16 protein-coding genes and 1 riboswitch are annotated in these 21406 nt (G+C 59.9%); of the genes, 9 read left to right on the top strand and 7 right to left on the bottom strand.

The features are described 5' to 3' along the window. Nucleotides 1-181 precede the first annotated feature (181 nt). The gene (locus DW661_RS01235; RefSeq protein WP_117640613.1) at nucleotides 182-2431 is read left to right on the top strand and encodes a KUP/HAK/KT family potassium transporter; all 2250 of its coding nucleotides are present in this window, start codon (nucleotides 182-184) and stop codon (nucleotides 2429-2431) included. 79 nt (nucleotides 2432-2510) lie between these two features. Here the strand turns inward: DW661_RS01235 and bsh are convergent, their stop codons facing one another. Next, on the bottom strand, nucleotides 2511-3476 hold the full coding sequence (bsh, locus tag DW661_RS01230; protein ID WP_117640612.1) for a choloylglycine hydrolase: 966 nt from the start codon (nucleotides 3474-3476) through the stop codon (nucleotides 2511-2513). A 131-nt stretch (nucleotides 3477-3607) separates the two neighbouring features. After that, entirely contained in the window at nucleotides 3608-4027 is a 420-nt protein-coding gene (locus DW661_RS01225; protein WP_117640611.1) for a peptide deformylase, read from the bottom strand. Between the two features lie 193 nt (nucleotides 4028-4220). Here DW661_RS01225 and DW661_RS01220 point away from each other — a divergent pair, with 193 nt between their 5' ends. The 4 genes from DW661_RS01220 to DW661_RS01205 all read left to right on the top strand — a co-directional run bounded on the left by DW661_RS01220 (nucleotide 4221) and on the right by DW661_RS01205 (nucleotide 10495). Continuing rightward, nucleotides 4221-5534, top strand: coding sequence for an NCS2 family permease (locus tag DW661_RS01220; protein ID WP_117640610.1), 1314 nt, complete (start codon nucleotides 4221-4223; stop codon nucleotides 5532-5534). 207 nt (nucleotides 5535-5741) lie between these two features. Continuing rightward, nucleotides 5742-7529, top strand: a complete 1788-nt coding sequence (locus tag DW661_RS01215; protein WP_117640609.1) for a hypothetical protein — start codon at nucleotides 5742-5744, stop codon at nucleotides 7527-7529. Nucleotides 7530-7837: 308 nt separating this feature from the next. Then, the gene (locus DW661_RS01210; RefSeq protein ID WP_158549367.1) at nucleotides 7838-9622 is read left to right on the top strand and encodes a carbohydrate-binding domain-containing protein; all 1785 of its coding nucleotides are present in this window, start codon (nucleotides 7838-7840) and stop codon (nucleotides 9620-9622) included. A gap of 207 nt (nucleotides 9623-9829) precedes the next feature. After that, the gene (locus DW661_RS01205; protein ID WP_117640607.1) at nucleotides 9830-10495 is read left to right on the top strand and encodes an alpha/beta hydrolase; all 666 of its coding nucleotides are present in this window, start codon (nucleotides 9830-9832) and stop codon (nucleotides 10493-10495) included. Between the two features lie 59 nt (nucleotides 10496-10554). On the opposite strand, the gene DW661_RS01200 is transcribed toward DW661_RS01205, so the two are convergent. The 4 genes from DW661_RS01200 to DW661_RS01185 form a co-directional block, all read right to left on the bottom strand. Beyond that, nucleotides 10555-11889: a uracil-xanthine permease family protein gene (locus tag DW661_RS01200; RefSeq protein ID WP_117640606.1), complete on the bottom strand. Its 1335-nt coding sequence runs from the start codon at nucleotides 11887-11889 to the stop codon at nucleotides 10555-10557. A gap of 122 nt (nucleotides 11890-12011) precedes the next feature. After that, nucleotides 12012-13145: a 5-methyltetrahydropteroyltriglutamate--homocysteine S-methyltransferase gene (locus DW661_RS01195; protein WP_117640605.1), complete on the bottom strand. Its 1134-nt coding sequence runs from the start codon at nucleotides 13143-13145 to the stop codon at nucleotides 12012-12014. 155 nt (nucleotides 13146-13300) lie between these two features. Further along, nucleotides 13301-14197, bottom strand: a complete 897-nt coding sequence (locus DW661_RS01190; protein WP_117563541.1) for a LysR family transcriptional regulator — start codon at nucleotides 14195-14197, stop codon at nucleotides 13301-13303. 10 nt (nucleotides 14198-14207) lie between these two features. Beyond that, nucleotides 14208-15116 carry an HAD-IIB family hydrolase gene (locus DW661_RS01185; protein WP_158549063.1) on the bottom strand — a complete coding sequence of 303 codons (909 nt, stop codon included), beginning with the start codon at nucleotides 15114-15116 and terminating at the stop codon, nucleotides 14208-14210. A gap of 163 nt (nucleotides 15117-15279) precedes the next feature. After that, nucleotides 15280-15390, top strand: a riboswitch (TPP riboswitch). A 51-nt stretch (nucleotides 15391-15441) separates the two neighbouring features. Here DW661_RS01185 and thiM point away from each other — a divergent pair. From thiM to DW661_RS01170, 3 genes are read left to right on the top strand one after another with little or no spacing between them, the layout of a single operon-like run. Further along, nucleotides 15442-16281 carry a hydroxyethylthiazole kinase gene (thiM, locus tag DW661_RS01180; RefSeq protein ID WP_233502662.1) on the top strand — a complete coding sequence of 280 codons (840 nt, stop codon included), beginning with the start codon at nucleotides 15442-15444 and terminating at the stop codon, nucleotides 16279-16281. Between the two features lie 3 nt (nucleotides 16282-16284). Next, a complete protein-coding gene (locus DW661_RS01175; RefSeq protein ID WP_233502661.1) occupies nucleotides 16285-16626 on the top strand; it encodes a thiamine-binding protein in 342 nt (113 codons plus the stop codon). Beyond that, nucleotides 16623-17318 (top strand): thiamine phosphate synthase, encoded by a 696-nt coding sequence (locus DW661_RS01170; RefSeq protein ID WP_006234517.1) that lies wholly within the window; start codon nucleotides 16623-16625, stop codon nucleotides 17316-17318. The genes DW661_RS01175 and DW661_RS01170 overlap by 4 nt, the downstream gene beginning before the upstream one ends. 101 nt (nucleotides 17319-17419) lie before the next feature. Here DW661_RS01170 and DW661_RS01165 read toward each other — a convergent pair whose 3' ends face one another. Continuing rightward, nucleotides 17420-18289, bottom strand: coding sequence for a patatin family protein (locus DW661_RS01165; RefSeq protein ID WP_187365011.1), 870 nt, complete (start codon nucleotides 18287-18289; stop codon nucleotides 17420-17422). Nucleotides 18290-18608: 319 nt separating this feature from the next. Here DW661_RS01165 and DW661_RS01160 point away from each other — a divergent pair, with 319 nt between their 5' ends. Then, entirely contained in the window at nucleotides 18609-21326 is a 2718-nt protein-coding gene (locus DW661_RS01160) for an EAL domain-containing protein (RefSeq protein WP_118934234.1), read from the top strand. Nucleotides 21327-21406 lie beyond the last annotated feature (80 nt).

Here is a 21406-nt window from a genome sequence, read left to right as displayed (position 1 = left end):
CGTCCGTGGTTATCACATTGCAGCAAGACCATACAGCCGGTGCGCCCCTGTTTTGAAATGCTACCTGCGTACATGAATAATCCCCAGATGGGGATTATTGTCTAAAACACCCCGATGTGCCAAACTGCTCTTATATGTATAAAGATGGCATAAAGGTTATCTGCCCTAGACAGATAACCGGATGTCTAAGGGAGTCCACGTGGCACACAACAAACTGGAGGCAAACCTCCAAGACCAGCACGGACAGAGCGGGCATGGAGCCATTCCCCTTTCTGCTGGTATGTTGCTCGTAACGCTCGGCGTCGTCTATGGCGACATCGGCACGAGCCCTATGTACACCATGAAATCAATCGTCGCCAACAACGGCGGCATCGGTACCGTCAGCGAGGACATGATCCTGGGCGCGCTTTCGCTCGTCATCTGGACCATGACGCTCGTAACCACGGTCAAGTACGTGCTAATCGCCATGAGGGCCGACAACCACAACGAGGGCGGTATCTTCGCCCTGTTCAGTCTCGTGCGCAAAGTGGCGCCGTGGCTGATCCTTCCCGCCATGATCGGCGGTGCGGCGCTGCTTGCCGACGGCATCCTCACCCCCGCCGTCACGGTCACCACAGCCATCGAGGGTCTGCGCACCATCGAGTGGGGCCACGCGCTATTGGGCGACGGCCAGACCAACGTCATCATTATTACCATCATCATTATCTGCGGCCTATTTGCCATGCAGCGCGCCGGCACCTCGTCAATCGGCAAGCTCTTCGGCCCGCTCATGACGCTATGGTTCCTGTTCCTGGCGGGCGCCGGCCTGTTCAACATGCTCGGCAACCTGTCCATCTTGCGCGCACTCAACCCCATCCGCGGCATCATGTTCCTGTTCTCGCCCATCAACCACTCGGGCATCATGGTGCTCGGCTTCGTCTTCCTGTCGACGACCGGCGCCGAGGCGCTCTATTCGGACATGGGTCACGTGGGCAAGGCTAACATTTACGCATCCTGGCCGTTCGTAAAGGCGGCCCTCATCCTTAACTATCTGGGTCAGGGCGCTTGGCTGCTCGCCAACAACTCCAATCCCCAGATGCTCGCGATGGACATCGTCAACCCGTTCTACATGATGCTTCCCGAGCCCCTGCGCCCCTTTGCCATCGTGCTATCGGCCGTAGCGGCCATCATCGCCTCGCAGGCGCTTATCACCGGCTCGTTCTCGCTGGTATCCGAGGCCACGCGTCTCAACCTTATGCCGCATCTGCGCATCCACTACCCCAGCGACACCAAGGGTCAACTCTATATTCCGCTCGTCAACAACATCATGTGGGTCGGCTGTATCTTCATCGTGCTGCTGTTCCAAAACTCCGAGCGCATGGAGAGCGCCTACGGCCTCGCCATCACCGTGACTATGCTCATGACCACGACGCTTTTGACGAGCTATATCGCCGGCATCCTCAAGCACAAGCTGGGCGCCTGCGTCTTTGCCCTGCTTTTTGGCGCAATCGAGCTCTGCTTCTTTGCCTCGTGCCTCACCATGTTCTTTGACGGCGGCTATGTGATGATCTTCCTGGCCTCGCTGCTGTTTGGCCTTATGTACGTGTGGCGCCGCGGCACCGCCATCGAGCGCACGCAGACGATCCTGCTGCCCGTCTCCAAGTACATCGATCAGCTCAACCGCCTGCGCAACGACGAGACCTACCCCGTGCTCGCCGACAATCTGGTGTTCCTCACCAACAGCCCCGACCCGCTCACGCTCGACCGCGACGTGCTCTATTCCATCCTGGACAAGCACCCCAAGCGCGCCAAGGCATATTGGTTCATCAACGTGCACGTTACCGACGAGCCCTATACGCACGAGTATTCCGTCGAGACCTTTGGCACGGACTTTTTGTTCCGCGTGCGCCTGGACCTGGGCTTTAAGGTCAACCAGCGCATCAACGCCTATCTGCGTCAGATCGTTGGCGACTTGATGACATCGGGTGAGCTGCCACCGCAGCATCACACCTACTCCATCTACGAGACACGCGGCAACGTGGGCGACTTCCGTTTTTGCATGCTGCGCAAGATGCTTGCCCCCGAAACGGACATCAACCGCAACGACCACCGCGTGATGGCCATCAAGTACGCCGTCCGCCGCGCCTGCGGAAGCCCGGCACGCTGGTACGGTCTTGAGAACTCGGCGATCATCATCGAGTACGTGCCTCTCTTTGCCCGCATGCGTCCGGCGGTCAAACTCGTACGCACCCATGTGCCGCTCGAGGTCCAGATCGAAGAAGCCGAGGAAATGGAAGTCGATATCTTCTCGGACGACCTGGTCAACGGCAACGAGGCCGGTAGGGACATGAACGTCGATCCCACCGAATTGCTCGAGAGCGTCGCCGATACGCCCGAACAGCAACTGCTCGACGGCCTCGAGAGCGCCCAGCTCAACGACGCCAACTTCTAGCGACGTCGCGCATCAACGACAGCGCCCCTGCACCTCACAGGAGATGCAGGGGCGCTTTGCATTTCAGTAAAGCCCTCGGCTACGAACGACGCGGCTCGGGAACCACAAGCCTATCGGGGCTCGCGCCCTCGGCATCCATCAGGCTCACGTAGCGAATCGACGGATCCTCATACATCGCGTAGTAATAATTGCCTGTGCGCGCGCTAAAGCATCCGGTATAGATAGTCTTCTCGAACTTGCCATCGCCCATCCTGGACGCCCCCTCAATCATCACCACGCCCTCGAGTGAACGGAACATGCGGACGACGTTTTCGGTCTCGCTGTCTTTTTGCGGGTAATTGGCGTTGAGGTACGCTGCCTTTACAAAACGGCTCGGCGAATAGCAGTCGCCGGGAATGCCGCGCATGCCGGCACCGGCTCCATAGGGCTTAAGCTCGGCGCCACGCCACGTCGCCGTCTGCGGAAAATCGCTTGTGGCGGTGATATAAGTGCGTAGGTTTTCCATATGCCACGGGAAGGTGGGCTGATTGGCAAGGGTGTCGACCGGATCGTCGTATACATGCAGGCCGTCAGCCATCATCTCGACCACGATGCTACGCTGGCTGTCGCCGATAATCCAATGGAGCAGCGACACGCCCAGCCCCTCTCCGGCAGATTTGGCGACAATCACCGTGTCGCGCAGCGCGGCCTCGACCTCATCGACCGTCGAGAACGTCGCTGCCACCCACAGGGGAAACTCATAGGCCGCGATATTGGTCTTGCCGTCGACAGGGTCCTCGGCATACTCGGCATAACCCGGGAAATTGAGACCTGCCACGGCGAGGCCCGCATCGTTGCCGCAGTCGAAGAACATAGGGTAGTTCTTGTAATCGATGCACATACCGATCACCGCGTGTGCCGCTGTCGTGTCGTCGATAAACGAATACGGAATGTGAAACCCGCGCGGCATCACGCGAACCTGTTGGCCGTAGTCAAAGCTCCAGTCGAGGTTGCGGCCCAGATACATGTTGCCGGAATTATCGGTAAATCGAATGCTCGTACACATAGCGCCTCCTAGCTTTACGTTCTTGCTAAGTTCATTGTCACCAAACAAAAAGGCGCTAAACACAAAAGCCCGGACATGACAACAATGTCACGCCCGGACCAAAAACGACGAAGTGCGGTGCTGTGGTCGCCCTAGACAAGCTTGCCAAGACAGTGATCGATCATATGCTGGATCATCTGCGCCTCGAAGCCCACAAAGTCCTGCTTGCGCTCGCGCATCTTGCCATCGACGATCTGGTCAAAGGCAACCTTGCACTTGATATAGCGCGTGGACTTGGTGACCCCCTCGTGCGTCAGGCAGCTCTCCTCCATCTTGCTGGCGCCCAGGCCAAACACCAGACGGGGGTTGTAGAGCACGTGGGGCTCGCCGGCGTCGTCCAGGTAGACGCAGACCTTCTTGGTAACGCCAATCTGGTTAGCGGCAAGGCAGCCGGCATCGTCGAGCGACTTGATGGTATCGATCAGGTCCTGAGCAACCGACTCGTCCTCGACGGTCGCAACCTCGCAACGCTGGGACAGGATAGCCTCGTCGTGGCAAAGCTCTTTAATCATACGTTCCTCCATAGGGGTTGTTGTAACCGCTTAAGTATACGGTACCCACACATTTTCATGCGATAAATACCGTCCGTCTGTTACAAAGCGCCGAACATCAACATGCGAGGAACAGCAAGGTTGTAAAGACGATATAGTAAGTGAGTTCGTGTCAATCGGCCTAAACTCGGGGCCGAACAAGGAAAGGGTATGCATGGACGAACTTTTTCACGTCAGTGAGCGCAAGTCCACAATCGGGACCGAACTTCGCGCTGGACTGACAACATTCCTGGCGATGGCCTACATCATCGCCGTCAACCCCGCAGTGCTCTCGGGCGCTGGCATTGATGCGGGAGCGCTCGCCTGCGCCACCTGCCTGGGCGCCGGCATCATGACCATCTGCATGGGCATCTTCGCAAACCGCCCGCTCGCCTGCGCTTCAGGCCTGGGCATCAACGCCATGATCGCGGGCATCACCACCACCATGTGCGGCGGTGACTGGCACGTCGCCATGAGCGTTATCTTCCTCGAGGGTATCGTCATCTTGCTGCTCGTCCTTTGCGGCCTGCGCGAGGCCATCATGGACGCCATCCCCGTGGTCCTGCGCCACGCCATCTCGGTGGGTCTGGGCCTGTTTATCGCCATGATCGGCCTGTGCGACGCCGGCATCATCACCGCTGGCGCCGGTACGCTCGTCGGCCTGGGCGACATCGCCTCCCCCACCTTTATCGTCGGCATCATCTCCATCGTCGTGACGGTTGCCCTGGCTTCCCGCAACGTGCCGGGCTCGCTGCTCATCGGCATCATCGTCGCCGTTATCGCCGGAATCCCGCTGGGCGTCACCCATGCGCCCGAGGGCCTCATCGCACCGCTCGACTTCTCGACCTTCGGCGCCCCGTTTGCCAGCACTGCCGACGGCAACCTTGCCATCGTGAAGGTCCTGACCGACCCGATGCTGCTCGTCGTTGCCTTCTCGCTGCTCATGAGCGACTTCTTCGACACCATGGGCACCGCGATGGCCGTCGCCAAGCAGGGCGAGTTCTTGACCGAGGACGGCAATGTCGAGGACATCCGTCCCATCCTGGTCGTCGACTCCGTGGCCGCTGCTGCCGGTGGCTTTATGGGCGTCTCCTCCATCACCACCTTCGTCGAGTCCACCTCTGGCGCTGCCGACGGTGGCCGCACGGGCCTCACCTCCGTCACCACCGGCGTGCTGTTCATTCTCGCCGCGTTCTTCTCCCCCATCGTCACCATCGTTTCCAGCGCCGCCACCTGCGGTGCTCTGGTCTACGTCGGCTACCTCATGATGAGCGAGGCCTCCGAGATCGACTGGTCCGACGTGTCGCAGGGCTTCCCGGCGTTCATGATTGTCGCCGGCGTGCCCTTCACCTACTCCATCTCTGCCGGCATTGGTCTGGGCTTTATCGCCTACGTGGTCGTCGCGCTCTTTAAGGGCGAGGCATCCAAGATCAAGCCGCTCATGTGGATCGCAGCCCTTGCCTTCCTCGTCTACTTCTTTGTAGCGTAACGGCAAAGCTGCCAAAGCAGAACACCAAAGCGCGGAGTCGCATCGAGCGGCTCCGCGCTTTTCTTTTAAAGCCAGGCACCGCACGGACGCGCGATGTATTGCCTCCCAAGTTTTGGACATTTTGCCCTCCAAACGGCACTACCGCCGGCTACATCCTGCAGATATGCTGGGCGTAATCGCATAGGCCCTATGAGGATGGGAGTAACCATGGCCACCTTGTTCACGACCCCCAAGCGCAATGATAAAACCTCAGGAGCCCATTTTGTCGAGCCCGACGTGCACCGTCGCACGCTGCTCGCGCACGGCAGCTGGCGCCGCGTGACGCGCCGCATCGTCTGCGGCCTGGCCTGCGCGCTCACGGTAAGTTCGCTGCTCATGCCGAGCGTCTCGCTCGCGGCGGAGTGGGTGGACGTTGGCGGCGTCCGCCATGAAGCGGCCGCGGGGCCCACGGGAGACGCCGCCGGCACCTGGAGCTGGGACGGCGCCGACGATATGAAGCTCAACGGCTATGACGGCGGTGCGATCAAGGCTGCGGGCAAGCTCAACATTGCCTACGAGGGCAAGAACACCGTGAAAACCGAGCCCGATTACACCGGGGCCGCCATCAAGGCGCAGGATTGCACTAGCCAGAAAGCAGAGTTGAACATAACGAGCTCGAATAGCACGGATGAGCTCAATGTGACAGCCGAGGCCGATGCAATTAAATCAACAGGTGACCTTTCCATTTCTGGCCCAGGCACTGTGAACACCACAAGCACTAATTCCGACGGAATTGAGGCAAAGGGCGATCTCTCTATCACAGGCTCGGGCACCGTGAATGCAACGGGCGGTACCGAAGGCATCCAATCCAAGGGCAAGACCACCATCGATTCCTCTGGTACAGTGATCGCTAAAGGAGGCGAAGGTTACGGCGTCGCCGCGGGCAGTGACCTGATCATCAAAGGCGGTGGCAAGGTAGAAGCAAGCTCGATAGAAGAAGCGGCGATTTGGGCTGACGACAACATCGACATCTCGGGCGGCAGCCAGGTCAAGGCGAACTCCGAGGGAGATCTTGCCGTCAACGCTGAGGGCAGTCTCGCGGTCACGAACGCCTCCCTTGACGCAAGTGGTGTTAAATATGGCGTCTATGCTTGCAAGGGCGCTATACTCGATCACGCGACCGTAACGGTCCGCACAAGCGCGAGCGGCGGCCAGGCCATCGCCCTCATCACTGACGGGGACGACATCGTCATCAAGAATGGTTCCATCGTGGACGCGTTCGCGGAAGGCGAATTCTCGGTTGCAATCTCTACCAGAAACCACCAGCTCAACGACGCGGGCGGACACATCTACATCAGCGACTCCGTTGTTAAGGCTATAGCCCGCTATGTCGAGTCCGGTAGCGACGGCCCTGACCACTACAGCAACGACCAAAGCGGCGAGGTCATCCCTGAGCCTAGGGGTCTGAACATCGGTATCTTCGCCCAGACCAGCGAGGGCATCACGCCCGCGACTATTTCGATCGTCCGCAGCAAGGTCACTGCCGAAGGAGACACGGCGGCGATCTTCGCCCTTGCCATGAGCGCGGACGGCAAGGCAATCGGCACCATCGAAATCGAAGGCTCCACCATCCTGACGCCTGAAGGCGGCAAGGTCATTGACTATCGCAACAAAGAAGAGCTCAGCAACGGCGACATCTACGAAGCGGGTCAAACCATCGGCACGGGCGACGCTGTGATCGACTCCCCCTATAACGAAGCTGTCGCCAAGAGCACGGTCATCGTGCCTCCCGAGGAGATCAAACCCGAGGAGAAGCCAGGCGAGACCAAGCCCGAGGGTTCCAAGTCCGAGGGCACGAAGACAACCAAGACCGTTGCAGTTGCAGCCACGGGAGCCAAGACCACCGGCAAGCTCGCGGCAACCGGCGACGCCTCGAGCGTAGCCATCGTGGCAGCCGCCCTTGCGGGAACAGCCGCCATCGCCGCCGGCGCCGCGGTGAGTCGCAAGCGTGCATAGACGCCTCGATCTTTAACGCACGGGGCGGCACCCCCGAATACGCCTAGTCCGCACGCCGTTTAGCAACGCCACCGCCAAGCTCCCCTCCGGCGGTGGCGTTTCCTGTTTGCACTCGTATGGCGCACACGCGAGCGGAGTCGCAACAAGCGGCTCCGCGCTTTGTGATTAATGCCCGACAACGCGTAGGTGCGCAGCTTATTCCTCTTCCGGATTTTGGACATTTTGCCCTCCAAACGGCACTACCGCCGGCAACATCCAGCAGATACGCTGAATCTAGCCGTATAGGCCCTATGAGAACGGGAGCAACCATGGCAGCCTTGTTCACGACCCCCAAACGCAATGACACTACCGCCGGAACCCATGTTGCCGAACCCGACGTTCGCCGTCGCATAGGACTCGCGCACGGCAGCTGGCGCCGCGTGACGCGCCGCATCGTCGTAGGCGCCGTGTGCGCGCTCACGGTGAGCTCGCTGCTCATGCCGAGCGTCTCGCTCGCGGCGGAATGGGTCAAGGTCGGCGGCAACAAGTACAACACCGCGGCGAGCGACGAGGCCGGTACCTGGTCGTGGGACGGCGCCGACGACTTGAAGCTCAACAACTATAACGGCGGCGAGATCCAGGCCGCAGGCAAGCTCAACGTGAATTACTCGGGGACCAACATCGTCACTGCCGAATGGATCGAAGGCATCAACGTTTCTCATGGCACTAACGAGAACGCCGAGCTCAATATCCAAGGCGACGCGGGCAGCACGCTCAGCGTGACATCTACTGAGGACGCTATCCTCTCCACGGGTAATATCAACATCGACGGAGCCGGATCCGTCAACGCCACGAGCACTGGGTTTGACGCCATAAATGCCGGGGGTGATCTCGCTATCAAAGGTTCGGGCAACGTCAACGCCACGGGTGCATCGGATGGCATCAGGGCAAACGGTAATATCACGATTGACGACAGCGGAGCCGTCACCGCCAGGACTACCGAGGACAAGGGTATTGGAACCGACAAGAACCTCACCATCAAGGGTGGCGGGACGGTCGAGGCAAGCTCAGCTGATGGTGAGGCCCTTTGGAGCGGCGGCAATATCAACATCTCGGACGGCAGCCAGGTCAAGGCAAGCTCCGAGAAAGACGCTGCCGTCGAGGCCAAGGGCAGCCTCGCAGCCACAAACGCCTCCCTCAACGTAAACGGTGTTGAATATGGCGTCTATGCCCACAAGGGCATCACCCTCGATCATGCAAACGTGACAGTCCGCGCAAGTAAAGGCAGATACGGTAGCGCCATTGCCCTCTTCACCTACCCAGACGATATCGTCGTCAAGAACGGCTCCACCGTGGACGCGTTTGCGGAAGGCGAGGTTTCGGCTGCATTCTCCACCAGAAGCGATCGACCCAACGAGGAGGGTGGCCACATCTACATCAGCGACTCCGTTGTCAAGGCCATAGCCCGCTATGTCGAGAACGGCGACGGCCCCATCCCCTACAGCGAAAACCAAGATGGCGAGACGAGCCCCGAGCCCCAAGGCGAGAACATCGGCATCATCGCCCAGACCAGCGAGGGCGTCACACCCGCAGTCATCTCGATCATCCGCAGCAAGGTAACGGCCGAAGGAGATACAGCGGCAATCTTTGCCCGTGCCATGAGCGCTGACGGCAAGGCAATCGGCACCATCAAGATTGAGAACGCCGCCATCCAGACGCCCGAAGGCGGCAAGGTCATTGACTATCGCAAGCTCCGTGACGGCATCTACGAGGCAGGCCAAGCCATCGGCACGGGCGACGCTGTGATCGACTCCCCCTATAACGAAGCTGTCGCCAAGAGCATGGTCATCGCACCTCCCGAGGTAGCCAAGCCGGAAGACCCCAAGCCCGACGAGACCAAGCCCGCAGAAAGCAAGCCCGCGGAGTCCAAGCAGAACCCCAAGCCTGAGGGCTCAAAGCCGACCAAGGCCGTTGCGGCTTCAATCACGAAAGCCAAGACTACCGGCGTGCTCGCGGCAACCGGCGACACCTCGGGTGCGGCCATCGTGGCAACCGTCCTTGCGGGAACAGCCGCTATCGCCGCAGGCACCATGGCGAGCCGCAAGCGCTCTTAGACGCCTCTGCGCACATGGCAGCTCCCGCGAAGGCTCCGAGTCCCAGCACCGTTTAACAACGCCACCGCCGAGCTCCCCTCCGGCGGTGGCGTTTTCCATATGCGTCCGCAGGGTATGCACGAGATTGTCTTTGGTCTAGCCCAACCTGCATGAGCCGGCGTGCGACAATGGGGGCCGTCGATATCACAACGCCGAGAGAAGCCCGTCATGGAAGCGCATCAAAAGCAGATAACCGTTCATGCACAGCATGCCGAAAGCGCACCAGTCATCTATCTTCCCGTGGTCATGGGCGACGGCACGGAGGTTTATGAACGCTGCCGAGAGCTCGGCTGTCCACCGTTCACCCTTGTCGCCATTGGCGGGCTCGATTGGAATCGCGAGCTGAGTCCCTGGGAATGCGACGGGACCGTGCGCGATGCCGAGCCTTTCGGCGGCCAAGCTGCCGGTTTTCTTGATGAGTTACTGAACCGGATAATCCCAAAGGTCGAATTATCGCTCCCACAGCCACCTGCTTGGCGTGGCATTGCCGGTTATTCGCTGGCGGGTCTCTTTTCGCTTTGGGCCCTCTGGCAAACCGACGCCTTTAGCCGCGCCGCAAGCGCATCGGGGTCGTTGTGGTTTCCCGACTTTGTCGATCGCGCCAGCACGACCCCTTTTGCCGGCAACCCGCAGGCCGTCTATCTGTCACTCGGCAAAAAGGAAACCAAGACGCCCAACCGCATGATGCGGCACGTACTTGACGACACGCGCGCAATGGAAACGTTGCTCGTTGAGCGCGGCATCCTCACAACACTGGAACTCAACCCCGGCAACCACTTTGCCCAAACCGACCTGCGCATGGCGCGTGGCATCCACTGGGTTCTTGCGCACTAAAAAGCCGGCCATGCGCATCGGACGCATGGCCGGCTTTTTAACTGAGTTGGACACAGCTGCTATTCGGCAGACCCTTCGAGTTCCGAGACATCAAACTCAAAGTCATTACCCGGCAGAATCGCATTGAGCACGATACCCACCAGCGAACCCACGGCAAGACCCGAAAGCGAAATCGTCACGCCGCCCAGCTCCAACACGATGGCGCCGGCGGTGCTGTACGCGATGCCGAGCGAAAGCACGAGCACAAGAGCGGCCACCAGCACGTTGCGGTTGTTCTGGAAATCGACCTGGTTCTCAATGAGGTTGCGCACGCCTACGGCACTGATCATGCCGTAGAGTACGAGCGACACGCCGCCGATAACGCATGGCGGCATGGCGGCGATCACGGCAGCGAACTTGGGGCAGAAGGAAAGCACGATGGCGCAGCACGCGGCAATGCGAATCACGCGCGGGTCGAACACGCGCGTCAGAGCGAGCACGCCGGTGTTCTCGCCATACGTGGTGTTGGCCGGAGCGCCAAAGAGCGAAGCCAGGATCGTGGCGAGACCATCGCCGAGCAGCGTGCGATGCAGGCCGGGATCGGCAATGTAGTTACGCTCGCAGGTGGAGCCAATAGCGGAGATATCACCGATATGCTCGATCATGGTTGCAAAGGCCAACGGCATGATGGTGATGATGGCGGTCGTGGCAAGGCCGCTATCGAACTGCGGCCCAAAGAGTGCAAACACGGTGTTGTCCCACACGATGGGAAGACCGACCCACGGCGCGGCGGCAACGCCCGAAAAATCGACCTCACCCAACGCGGCGGCAACGGCATAGCTCACCACGACGCCCAGCAGGATCGGCACGATCTTAACCATGCCGCGACCCCAAATGTTGCAGATCACGATAACGGCAACGGCAATAACAGCCACAAGCCAGTTGGTCTGGCAGTTGGCAATAGCGGAGCTCGCCAGAATCAAGCCGATGGAAATGACGATGGGACCGGTCACCACCGGCGGGAAGAAGCGCATGACGCGCTTGGCGCCAAACGCGCGGAAGAGTGCCGCAAGTACCGGATAGAGTAGACCGGCGCAGGCAACGCCCAGGCAGGCGTAGGGCAAAAGCTCGGCCTCGCAGTTGGGCGCGATGGCGGCATAACCGGCAATAAAGGCAAACGATGAGCCCAAAAATGCCGGCACCTTACCGCGCGACAGGAAGTGGAACAGCAGCGTGCCCAAGCCGGCAAACAAAAGCGTTGCCGAAACCGAGAGACCGGTGAGCACGGGCACCAGCACCGTGGCACCAAACATGGCAAACAGGTGCTGTAGGCCGAGCAAAAACATGCGCGGGCGGCCGAGCGACGATGCGTCGTAGATGGCATCGGTGACGGCGGGCGTCGAAGACTGGGACATGGATGTCCTTTCGAATGGAAGGGCGATCGGGCATATCGGATAACCTGCCCGAACGATACGATCCGAACCATTGTACGCGATGCACCATGTCTCGCACGCGCCGTCACCTGCAAACGTTACCGCTATTTCCAAACGCGCTCGGCGATGCGTTTGACCAGGGCGATCTTTGCCCACTGCTCGTCCTCGGTCAGCTTGTTGCCAATCTCGCAGCTGGCAAAGCCGCACTGGGGAGACAGATACAGGTTCTCGAGCGGCACGTACTTTGCGGCTTCGCGGATGCGCTCGACGATAACATCCTCGTTCTCGAGCTCTGCGGCCTTGGTGGTCACCAAGCCCAGCACGACCTTCTTGCCCGGGGCAACGTAGCTGAGCGGCTCAAAACCGCCGGCGCGCGGCGTATCGAACTCCAGGTAGAATGCGTCGACATCCTCATGTGCAAACAGGTACGGCGCGATGGGGTCATAGCCGCCCTCGAAAGCATAGGTAGAGTGGTAGTTGCCGCGGCACACGTGCGTGTTAATGACGAGGTCGTCGGGCTTGTCCTCGATGGCGGCGTTGTTGAGCGCCACGCCCAGCTCGCTCACCCTTTGCAGGTCAACCGGGCTCATGCCAGTCTTGGACACAAAGTCGGTATCGCAGTAGATGCCCCAGGTGCAGTCATCAAACTGGATGTTGCGGCAGCCCGCGGCATACAGGTCAGCAATCACGGTGCGGTATGCTGCGGCAATGGCATCGACGAGTTCTTCGTCGGTCTTGTAGACGGCGTGCAGACTCTCCTGCTGGCCATCGCAGCGGTCGAGTGTGACTTCGGAGAACGTCTGGATCGGCGCCGGAATGGTCTGGCGCGCGACCTGGCCCTCTCCCTCGAGCGACTTGATAAATTTGAAGTGCTCGACGAACGGATGATTCTCACCGCTAATGGGACCGGTTACCACGGCGGTGTCGGCGGTAGTCTCCTCATCGTGGAACATGTAGCCCGTGCGCGAGGCGCGGCGCTCAATGCCGTTGAGGCCCCACATAAAATCGAGGTGCCAGTAGCTGCGGCGGAACTCGCCATCGGTAATCACCTGCAGGCCGGCAGCCTTCTGCTTGGCCACTAAGTCGCGGATGGCCTCGTCCTCGACGGCCTTAAGGCCGGAAGCGTCGAGTTTACCCGCGACATAGACGGCACGGGCGTCCTTTACAGCCTGCGGACGAAGAAAACTGCCGACGATATCGGCACGAAACGGCGCGTTCGGTTGAATCAAAGTGCTCATAGATATCTCCCTTTGCATTGGTTGCTTTACTGGGACAGAGTATGAGCGCTCATATGGACATCGTAAAATATGCGTTTATAACAGTTTGATATAGATGCTTCCTATATTAGTTGGGACTGCCATAAAGAGATTTGACCCGTGCAGAACGCAGCAGTCTAGATGTGCTGACGAATCGCTTCGATATAGGCCTGCCCGTAGCGCGTAAGCGTCGTGTTCTTGCGCGTGATGATGCCGATCTCCATGTACTCGTCTACATCGAGCGGAATGGAGATAATGCCGGGGCCGTTAAGTTCATGGCTGATCACGCCCGAACACACCGTGTAACCGTTAAGGCCCATAGCTAGGTTGAACAGCGTCGCACGGTCGCGCACGCGGATATTCTTGCGGCGCTCAAAGGTCGAGGTCAGCTCCTCGGAATAGTAAAACGAGTTGTAGCTGCCCTGCTCATAGGACAGGAACGGGTAGTCTTCCAAGTCCTCGAGCGTCACACTCGAGCGACCCGCCAGCGGATGGTCGGAGCACACAAAGACATGCGGCGTAGCGCAGAAGAGTCCTTCGAATACGAGCTCGTTGGCCGCCAGCATGCGCTCGATGACCTCGCGATTGTGCTCCGACAGATACAGGATGCCGAGCTCGCTTTTCATATGCGCGACGTCCTCGATAATCTCGTGGGTCTGCTCCTCGCGCAGGGTAAAGTCGTAGCGCGCGGCATCGAACTCGCGGATCACATCGACAAATGCATTAACGGCAAAGGAATAATGCTGGCAGCTCACACTAAAGTGCGGCACCTGCTCGGACGTGCCTTTGTACTTGCCCTCGAGCAGGTCGGCCTGGTCGAGCACCTGGCGCGCGTAGCCCAAGAAGGTCTCGCCTTCCTCGGACACAATGACGCCCTTGTTGGTGCGCTCAAAGATGTGTACACCCATCTCGTTTTCGAGATCGCGAATTGACGCGGTAATCGAAGGCTGCGACACAAAGAGCCGGCGCGAGGCCTCGGTGATGCTGCCGCATTCGGCAACTTTGACGACATATCTGAGCTGCTGGAGCTTCATGGCTTTCTCCCTAGACGTTCGTGACGTCGAAACCCGTCGCGTCCATCTGACGCATAAACGACGGCATCTCCCCCGTCGCGGCGCAGGCGGCAATCTGATGCAGAGCCCCGGCAACCGCATCATCTGCCGCAGCGCCGATATGCCAGCGCGCGGCAGCCGTGACGGCCTCGTTGGCATTGGCGACTGCAACGGAATTGGGAACGGCATCGATCATGGGCAAATCGTTATCGGAATCGCCGAATACGGCCACCTCGTCGGGCGTCAGGCCCAAAGCGCGCGCCAGCTCCAGCGCAGCACAGCCCTTGTCCCAGCCGGTCGGAAGAACGTCGAACAGGCGCACGCGGTTGTTGGGAAACACGAGCGAGAGCTCCGGCACCTCGGCGGCAACACGCTCGCGCAGCTCGGCGAGCTCCTCGCGCGAACGGGCACTCCAGATATTCGCCTTGTATACCGGGGCATCGTCAACGACAGGGCGACAGGGAGCCTCTTCGCCCTTGAGCCACGCGTTGCCGCCTGACTCCATGGCGCGACGCACACGCTCGGGATCGCTTGTCACGCAATAGGCGTCGTTGTCCCAAAAGTCATCACCCAGACGGTAGACCTTCAAATAGGTATCGTCGGTCTCTTGCTCCAGGTAGTCGGCCAGGCGCATAAGGGCATCGTTATCAGTTGCGCGCGAGGCAACCGCCTCGCCATCGACAAACATCACCTGGCCGTTGCAAAACGCACCGGTCGAGAAGCACTCGGAGCGATTGCGGAACATCCAGCTCATCGCGGACGGCTGGCGACCCGAAACCGGGCCAAAATGCAGGCCCGCCGCCTGCATGGCATGAATGCCCTCGATGGCGCAGTCGCTGGCGCCATCGTGTCCAGCAGGAATCAGCGTATCGTCCATATCGGTCAGAACAAGTTTGATCATAAGGTCCCCTCGGTCATTCTTTATCCCGTCTATTGTAACGACCTGCCAATAAGGGACAGGTTTATCTTGGCAGGTTTTATCTGGGAAAATGCAGCGCCCCTGTTGCCACCTGCCAAAATAAACCTGTCCCATATTGGCAGGTGCGCTAGTATAGGGAACAACAGATTCGATGCGGGAGTGCCGGCGGTGCAAACCACAAGGCTGAGAGGGCATAGGGCCCAATCCTTTGAACCTGTCAGTTAATGCTGGCGTAGGGAGCATGCCGCCTTTACAGGGGCGCTGTCTATGCACAGCGCCCCTTTTCTATGCCAAGGAGGCATGTGCAGTGATTGATTCGGAACAGCTTAAGCAACATATGGTCAAGGCCGTAGAGGAGATTCGAGCCACCAATCCGATGGCCGGCTCCATCACCAACACGGTGACGATCGACTTTGTCGCCAACGCGCAGCTCGCCGTGGGCGGTTCGGCCGCCATGGTCTATCTGCCCGACGAGGGCGAGGCGCTCGTTGCCGGCGGCGCCGCCATCTATCTCAACATGGGCACGCTCTTCCCCATCTACGAGCAGACGATTCCCCGCGCGGCCAAGGCGGCACACGACGCCGGCAAGCCCTGGGTGCTCGATCCGGTGGGTCTGGGCATCGGTAGCCTGCGCACCCAGCTGGTAAACGAGCTCAAGCAGTACAAGCCCGCCATCGTACGCGGCAACGCCTCCGAGATCATCGCACTCTCCGGCCTGTGGGGTCTTGAGGGCGAGTCGGCCGATCTGAGCCGCGTACGTGGTGTCGATACCACCGACACGGTCGACGCCGCCCGCGATGCCGCCGTGGCGCTCGCTCGCTACACCGGCGGCGCCGTTGTGGTCTCGGGCGAAGTCGACCTGATTACCGACGGCACGACCGTGGCCAAATCCCACGGCGGCAGCCCGCTCATGTCCAAGATTACCGGCTGCGGTTGCTCGCAGGGCGGCGTGCTGGCCGTGTACGCCTGCGCTGCCGATCCGTTTACGGCAGCCGTCTGCGGTACCGCCGTCTACAACGTCGCCGGCACGCGTGCCGCCGCCGTCGCCGATGCCCCGGCAAGCTTTAAGGTCGCCTTTATCGACGAGCTCTACCGCGCAACCGCCCAAGACATCGCCGATAACCAACTCGAGCTCGAGGAGGCATAAGCCATGTCCGAGCCCGCAACCAATGCCGGCATGAACACGCTCGTCGCTGTGGCCATCGCCCCGTGCGGCACCGGCGATGAACTGTCCGCCGAGGTCGCCGAGGTCGTGCGCGTCATTCGCGAGAGCGGCCTTCCCAACCGCACCACCTCGATGTTCACCGAGATCGAGGGCGACTGGGACGAGGTCATGCAGGTCGTGCGCGACGCGACCTTTGTGTTAGCGAACAAGGGCATCCGAACCGAAGTCGTGCTCAAAGCCGATATTCGACCTGGATTTACCGACACCATGACCGGCAAACTCGAGCGCATGGAAGCGCAGATCAAAAAGCAGGAGGAAGCACGATGAGCATCCGCGACAACCTTGATATCTCGGCCTATCTGGTGCTCGGCCCCGAAAACACCCTCGGACGCCCCGTGGGCGATGTGGTGGCCCAGGCGCTCGACGCCGGCTTTACCTGCATTCAGGTGCGCTCCAAGGTGGCAAGCGCCCGCGAGATCATTGCGCTGACCGGCGATGCCGCGCAGGCAATCGCACAGGCCGGCAAGACCGGTCAGGTCGCCTTGCTGATCGATGACCGCCTTGACTGCGTACTCGCCGCACGCGAGCAGGGCATTGCGGTCGACGGCGTGCACGTGGGCCAGAGCGATATTCCCGTCGAGGTCTGTCGCAAGCTGCTGGGCCCCGACGCCATCGTGGGCCTTTCGGCCCGTTGCGAGGAAATGCTCGAGTACGTCAAGACCGCCGACATGAGTCTGGTCGACTACCTGGGCATCGGCCCGCTCCACGAGACCGAGACCAAGCGCGACTGCGGACGCGCAGCCGATGGCTCCATCATCACCAAGAGCTTTGAGGACCTGGCCGCACTCCACGCGGCAAGCCCCGTGCCCATCGTGGTGGGCGGCGGCGTTAAGACGGCCGACTTGCCGCAGCTTAAGGCAACCGGCGTCGACGGCTTCTTTGTGGTGAGCGCCGTCTGCAGCGCCGACGATCCCTACGCCGCGGCCAAGGAGCTTGTCGACACCTGGCAGCAGGCATAGGCATAGGCCGAACAGCTGATTCGCAGCCTCATATCTTCAGCAATGGAAAGCGCATCCCAGTTTGGGCCTCCATTCCGGGATGCGCTTTCCGTATGCGACCCTTACCCCGCCAGATACGCTTCCAACGCCGGCAAAGTCGCCTCTGCATCGTGGCGGCCGACCTGGTAGATGCGCTCGAGCTCATCCGGTTCGCGGCACAGCGACGGCACCTTCACCGATTCGCTCGGCCGCACCACAAAGATTTCCCCGGCAGCCTCTCGACGTGCCAGGTCATCGAGCGTGGCATTGTAGACCTCATGCCGATGCTCAAGCGCTGCAACAAACTCCGGATAGTGACGGAACACGCGCCGCAGCATGGGCATCACGCTGTTGGGCTGCTTCACAAAGCCCGCCGGCTGCGTGAGTACCACGATATTGCGGTCATACCCCTGCGCAAACAGCCATGCGCTGGGAATAGAATCAGCCACGCCACCATCCAGATACTTATGCCCGTCAATAGCAACGGGACGCGTCGCCACAGGAATCGCCGACGATGCCCGGATCCACTCGATATCCCGCTCGTCGCCATAGGGCAGGTCGTGGTAGACGGCCTTGCCCGTCTCGATATCGGTGCACACGCACGTAAACCGCATGGGGCAGGCGCGATACGCCTCCAGGTCGATGGGATCGCGCTCGATGGGCACCTCGTGATAGGCAAAATCGGCATTGAACATATCGCCGGTTCGCAGCCAGCTGGTCACGCTCGCATAGCGTTTGTCGGCGCAATAGGCCTTGTTATAGCGAATGGCGCGGCCGATCTGGCGCGATTTAAAGTTGTAGCCAAATGCCGCGCCCGCCGAGACGCCCACCATATGGTCGCAGGTCAAACCGTGCTCCATCCAAACGTCGAGCACGCCCGCCGTATACATACCGCGGTAGCCGCCTCCCTCGAGCGCCAGCCCCACCGTGCGCGTCATATTTGACTGTGCCATGCGACCATCTCCGTTCCTGCGTTTTAAAACGGAACAAGTATACCCATCAACAAATATCGTCTCAGTCGCATTTTCATCGAACATCGTCGCGTTACCGTTTGGCGAATAATGGCCGCCCGCAACATGGGCACCCCTACATAATTCCATACACTTGTTTATACTACTCAGTAGTTATCAGCCGAGAGCACGAACCGACAAATAAACCCAACGACGCAGCAAGGCGGGGGCTTGGAAACACGCAAGGCGTTGAGCAGCAACGCATGTGCACAACGAGCTCGCCCGACGCAATCCGCCCCGACCTCAGAAAGCCGCTTACAGTATGGATAACGCCAGCAATAATACCAAAACGCTCGAAAAGACCATCCGTGACCTTCTGGAGCGTCAGGACGATCTGATCAGGACCGCCTTTACCGACGAGCTCACCGGACTTGGCAACCGCGGCGGCTTTACCCGTTCCTTAGAGGAACTCTGGGAGCAGGAACTGCCCGTGACCATGGCGTTTATCGACATCGATAACCTTAAGCACTGCAACGACATCTTTGGACATGACGAGGGCAACCGCTATATCTTGCAGGTGAGCCTCTATCTCAAACTGTATATGAAGGTGGACGAGGCGGCATTTCGTCTGGGGGGCGACGAGTTCGCCATCCTATCTACGATTGCGACCGAGGACGACCTTGCCGAACGTCTGGAACACTGCCGAACGGTACTGCTCGAAAACAACGCTTCCAAGATGCCTCACTCGTTTAGCTACGGAGTGGCACACGCCGACCCCGCCCTGGGCGAAGCCCCCAATCGCTTGACGAACGATGCCGATCATCGCATGTACGACTACAAGCTACGTCATGCCGTGCACCTTGATCGACGCAATATCGCACAAGCCCACACCGACGACTTCGAAATAAGCGATCGCATTTTCGACGCCCTTTCGATGCTCAACGAAGGCCGATATTTCTTTATCGAGAACTTGGACAAACATCGAACCCTTTGGTCACAAGGCGCCTTGCGCGATCTTGGTCTTCCTTCGGAGCATATAGACAACTGCCACGATTACTGGAAAACGCGTGTCCATCCCGATGACCTTGAGGCCTATACCAACGACATCGACCAAATCTATGACGGCTCCAAACATCGTCACGTCATGCAGTACCGCGTGCGCAATGCCGCCGGCGATTACATCCTCGGCCGTGCTCGCGGGTTTCGTATCGACGGCGACGGAAATGTCCCCTCGCTCTATGTCGGCGAGCTCGTCAACCACTCGCTTGCCGAGACCGTCGACGCCGCCACGGGTCTCGGAACACAGCGCACGCTGATCAACGCTATCGATGCCTGCCGTCGCGACCGTTGCGAGACGGGGCTTATAGCAGTGCGCGTTCGCGGCACGGCAAAGCTCAACGAGCTCTACGGGGCCGAGGCCGTCGACAACATGCTCGCCGAATACGCAGGCCGCATGCTGTCGATTACTCGCGGCAGGAGTCGCGTCTTCCGTTCACGCAACGCCCAGTTCGTCGTGCTTAGCAACAATTTGGATCACGAAGCATTCGAGCAACTGATCCAACATCTCAAAGAGGCCGTTTTCGCTCCCGTTCGAATCGCGGGCGACACTATTACCCCCGTCTGTCTTGTCGTTCCGGCCTTTTACGAGCACCTGACCAATCAAACGGCCGCCGTTTTAGGCGAACTCGACCGTCGCATTCGCACGGCCGGCGGGCTTGTTCCCAACGACAGCCTCCCCATACCCGAGGTGGAGCGCAAAAGCGCCATCGCCGAACGCATCGATCCGCTCACGGGTCTCTATCGACCCAGCGAGTTTATGCGCCGCGCCAACGAATTTCTCGAGACAAGGCGCAACGGCGCCTGGTGTATCGCCACCGTCGATATGGGGCACATGCGACTGTTCAACGAATGGCACGGACAGGCCGAGGGCGACCGCGTACTCGCCGATGTGGGCACGGTTCTCAAGGACATCGAGAATGCCGCCATGGGCGTCGCAGGGTACTGGGGCCAAGACGATTTTTGCGTACTCATCCCCTTTGAACACGACACCGTCCATCAGATCTATAGCCGCATTCGCCAGGCCGTGGCCAAGCATGATGACGGCGTGGGCTTCTGGCCGTCCATGGGCGTCTACCCCATCGACTCCAACGAGGAAATCACCATCGATGCGCAGGCCAAGGCCATGTTTACCAATCGGCGCGCAAAAAACGACTTTAAGGAGCGCATTGCCATTTTCCGCCCCGAGGAATACGAACACGAAATCGCGTTCCACCGCACGCTGACCGAATTCCAGTATGCGCTCTCAAACGGCCGCATTACCTACTACTTGCAGCCCCAGGTCGACATGGAAACCGGCGAGATCGTTGGCGCCGAGGCGCTCACACGCTGGATTGACAAGGATGGCTCCCTCATTTCACCTACCACCTTTATCCCCGCTCTCGAGGAAAGCGGTTTTGTGGTGACGCTCGACAAATATGTTTGGCAGGGCGTCGCCTCGTGGCTGCGTGAGTGCATCGATCGAGGGCTGCGCGTAGTTCCGATCTCGCTCAATGTGTCGCGCGTGGATATCCTTGCCTGCGACGTCGCCGAGCATATGGGGGCGCTTGCCGCCCAATACAACCTACCGCCCGAGCTCATGCGCATTGAGATCACCGAGACGGCTTATACGGGAGAGTCCGAGGCCGTGGATAAGCTGACGGCCGACCTACACACTCGCGGTTTCTCGACCTACATGGACGATTTTGGCACCGGCCAGTCTACGCTCGCGATGCTCAAGAACGTCAACGTCGACGTCATCAAGCTTGATCGCACGTTTGTGCCCACCGACCGCGATCAAAGCCGTAGCGCGCAAATCGTTTCATCAACGCTCGAGATGGCGCAATCGCTCCATCTGCCCGTTGTAATCGAAGGCGTCGAGACAAACGAGCAGGCGAACATGCTGCTCCAAATGGGTGCCCACTACGCTCAGGGCTTCCTCTACTACCGCCCCATGCAGGTGGAGGATTTTGAAGCGCTGCTCGATGGCGGCGGCCGCAACTGATACGCTTACGCGCAAAACGATACCGCCGAAGGGGCGCTTGTCCCCATTGGCTAACTTATGCCCCCAATCCAAACCGAATT

This window comes from Collinsella sp. AM24-1, assembly GCF_003470325.1.
GTDB lineage: Bacteria > Actinomycetota > Coriobacteriia > Coriobacteriales > Coriobacteriaceae > Collinsella.
Note: the sequence above shows the minus strand (reverse complement) of the source record. Positions and strands in the feature narration are given on the sequence as shown.